This is a genomic window from Streptomyces milbemycinicus (assembly GCF_002154605.1).
Lineage (GTDB): Bacteria > Actinomycetota > Actinomycetes > Streptomycetales > Streptomycetaceae > Streptomyces > Streptomyces milbemycinicus.
On sequence record NZ_MUNE01001030.1, the window covers coordinates 1 to 2599 of the forward strand.

Genomic DNA, 2599 nt, shown 5'->3' on the forward strand with positions numbered 1-2599 from the left:
CTCGACGCGTGAGCGGCGAAGTGTCTTCGCCGCTCACGCGTCGAGGTCAACATGGGTATGAGTCTGTCAGCCGGGACACGGTATTTGCGGTGAGAACAGGACAGCGACACGCCGTCACGTCGGCGTGTCGCTGTCTCGTACTCACCACAAACCGATATTCGGCACGCGTTGCTACGAAGGTCCGGATGCCGAGCTCAGGCTCGACCGTGAGCACAAGCTGCTGACCCGGCTCCAGGGACAGCTCCCCGTGCCGCCCGTGCACGCAGCGGACACCGGCACCCTCACGCTCGGCTTCATGACCGGCGCGCCCGGCCAGGAACTGTTGGACGCCGGACACGCCGTGGAGGTCCTGGAGGCGTGCGGGGAGCTGCTGCGCCACATCCATGGGGTGGGCGCACGCGACGGGGGCAAGGTGTTGGTGCACAGCGACTACGGACCCAACAACGTGCTGCTCAATCCCGTCACCTTCCAGGTCACCGCCGTGGTCGACTGGGAGTTCGCCCACCTCGGGGATCCGGTCGAGGACCTGGCCTGGTGCGAGTGGATCGTACGGATGCACCACCCCGAACACCGCCGCGCCCTCGACGGCTTCTTCCACGCCTATGGCGGGGATGTGCCGCCTTGGTCTGTCCGTCGGGCCGCCATGCTGGCCAGATGTGAGTCCCTGCGGGAGTTCTGCCATCGCTGGGAGGCGAACGGTCCGGGGGTGGCACTGTGGCGGGAACGTGCGGTCGCAACGGTGGGTTGGCAGGAATAGCACAGGAATGGCAAAGGAAATGGGAGAGCAGACGGTGGTCGATGGTCCTGCGCAGAACGGCGAAACGGTGCTGACGGTGCGCCCCGAGCTCACCGACGACGACCTCAACGAGCTGTTCAGCGTCTCGTGGCCGAATCACACGCCAACTGCCTTCGCGCCGATGCTGGCCCGCAGTCTGGTGTGGATCGCCGCGAGCCGGGGCGGCCGCCTCGTCGGGTTCGTCAACGTCGTCGGCGACGGGGGTCTGCACGCCTTCATCCTGGACACCACCGTGCGCCCCGACGAGCGTCGGCAGGGGCTCGGGGTGCGGTTGGTGCGGGCGGCGGCGGATGAGGCGAAGGCCTGTGGTGCGGAGTGGCTGCATGTCGACTATGAGCCGCACCTTGAGTCCTTCTACGCACAGTGCGGATTCCGGCCCACCGCCGCGGGCCTCATGCGGCTATGAGCGGGCTGCGCAGCTCGCACCGGCCTTCGGTCGGCCAAAGGCCGACCATCACCCGCCCAGGGGAACTCGTCGCGCGAGCACCTTTCGGTGGCTGATCCGCCAGCCTTGGTCCACGCGCACAACGATGTCCTCGTAAATCACGCTCCCGGTCGTGCCGTCGGCGTAGACCCCGATTCCCTTGGAGCGCGCGTGGACGCCGCCGTCGGCCTGCTGGCTCAGGACGGTGTTCGTGACATGGTGTCCGACCGGGTTCAACTCGCCCAGGGCGCGCCCGGCCTCGGCGCAGGCCTGCACTCCCCTCAGGATTTCCTGCCCGAAATCCGTGACGTCGTAGCTGACGTCGGTGGTGAACACCTCGTCCAGGCGGTCGAGTTCTCCGCTGTCGCACAGATGCCCGTGCATCGCGATCAGCTCGGTGATGGTGGCGCGATCTTCGCAGGTGAGAGTCATTGACCATCCTTTGCGAGCGGAGCCGATGGCCCTGTTTGGCCGATGTGGGGAGTTCCCCGTTTTCATTGCGCGATACCGTAAACGGGGATGTCCCCGAATCGCAACCAGGGAGCATGGCAATGACGCATCCGGATCCGTCGATGGCCCCGCGACCACGCAGGGCAGACGCGGCGAGGAACGTCCAGTTGCTACTCGCCGCGGCGAAGAAGCTCTTCGACGAGCATGGCCCCGACGTCGCACTGGACGAGGTGGCGCGTCGGGCGGGCGTCGGTAATGCGACGCTCTACCGCCATTTCCCCACCCGACAGGACCTGATCGTCGCGGTGTACGCGGATGAGGTGACGTTCCTCTGTGAGCAGGGCGCCGACCTGCTTGAGTCCGAGTCGGCGGCTGAGGCGCTGTTCACCTGGCTGGACAGCTTTGTCGTCCACGTCGTCACGAAACGTGCCTTGGCATTGGCCGGGACCACGGACAGTGCTCAGCGGCGCACCACATTGTTTGGCCACTGGCACACGTCCATGCGATCGACCGCGCAGAAGCTGCTCACCAGAGCCCAGCACGACGGGGCCGTTGATACGGACCTGACGTTGGACGACATGCTCGCGCTGACGAACGCGGCGGCTCTTGCCGGCAGCAGCGCGGATCACGCACGGCAGCTCCTGCGCGTCCAGTGGCGCGGCTTCGCGGGCGGCGACGCCCGAGCACTGCCATAGCCACCGCCGGACGCGGCGGACCGCCTCAGCTCGCGGACGCCGCCCGCTCCGCCCGCTCCGTCGTCGCTATCGTCGCCGATCCCACGACCCGCGCCCCGTCGTACAGCACGATCGCCTGCCCCGGCGCCACGCCGCGGACCGGCTCGGCGAAGGTCACGCGCAGTTCGCCGTCGACGGCTTCCGCCGTCACCTCGGTCTCGCTGCCGTGGGCGCGCAGTTGGGCGGTGTAGGTGG

The 2599-nt window shown here is 67.7% G+C and carries 5 protein-coding genes; 3 read left to right on the forward strand and 2 right to left on the reverse strand.

Going from position 1 to position 2599, the window contains the following annotated elements:
* Positions 1 to 124: 124 nt before the first annotated feature.
* Together CCN51_RS50620 and CCN51_RS50625 are read left to right on the forward strand one after the other, a co-directional pair.
* Positions 125 to 757 (forward strand): phosphotransferase family protein, encoded by a 633-nt coding sequence (locus tag CCN51_RS50620; RefSeq protein ID WP_014176188.1) that lies wholly within the window; start codon positions 125 to 127, stop codon positions 755 to 757.
* A 19-nt stretch (positions 758 to 776) separates the two neighbouring features.
* Positions 777 to 1202: a GNAT family N-acetyltransferase gene (locus CCN51_RS50625; protein WP_014176189.1), complete on the forward strand. Its 426-nt coding sequence runs from the start codon at positions 777 to 779 to the stop codon at positions 1200 to 1202.
* A 48-nt stretch (positions 1203 to 1250) separates the two neighbouring features.
* Here the strand turns inward: CCN51_RS50625 and CCN51_RS50630 are convergent, their stop codons facing one another.
* Entirely contained in the window at positions 1251 to 1652 is a 402-nt protein-coding gene (locus CCN51_RS50630) for a nuclear transport factor 2 family protein (protein ID WP_014176190.1), read from the reverse strand.
* Between the two features lie 119 nt (positions 1653 to 1771).
* On the opposite strand from CCN51_RS50630, the gene CCN51_RS50635 reads away from it, so the two are divergent.
* Positions 1772 to 2365 (forward strand): TetR/AcrR family transcriptional regulator, encoded by a 594-nt coding sequence (locus tag CCN51_RS50635; RefSeq protein ID WP_202948298.1) that lies wholly within the window; start codon positions 1772 to 1774, stop codon positions 2363 to 2365.
* 25 nt (positions 2366 to 2390) lie between these two features.
* Here CCN51_RS50635 and CCN51_RS50640 read toward each other — a convergent pair.
* On the reverse strand, positions 2391 to 2599 hold a 209-nt coding region (locus tag CCN51_RS50640; RefSeq protein WP_342749433.1), incomplete at its 5' end, for an aminomethyltransferase beta-barrel domain-containing protein.

Excerpts from the sequence above, each read along its gene's own strand:
- CCN51_RS50625 (WP_014176189.1), top strand. The coding sequence starts at position 777 with ATGGGAGAGCAGACGGTGGTCGATGGTCCTGCGCAGAACGGCGAAACG.
- CCN51_RS50630 (WP_014176190.1), bottom strand. The coding sequence starts at position 1,652 with ATGACTCTCACCTGCGAAGATCGCGCCACCATCACCGAGCTGATCGCG.
- CCN51_RS50635 (WP_202948298.1), top strand. The coding sequence starts at position 1,772 with ATGACGCATCCGGATCCGTCGATGGCCCCGCGACCACGCAGGGCAGAC.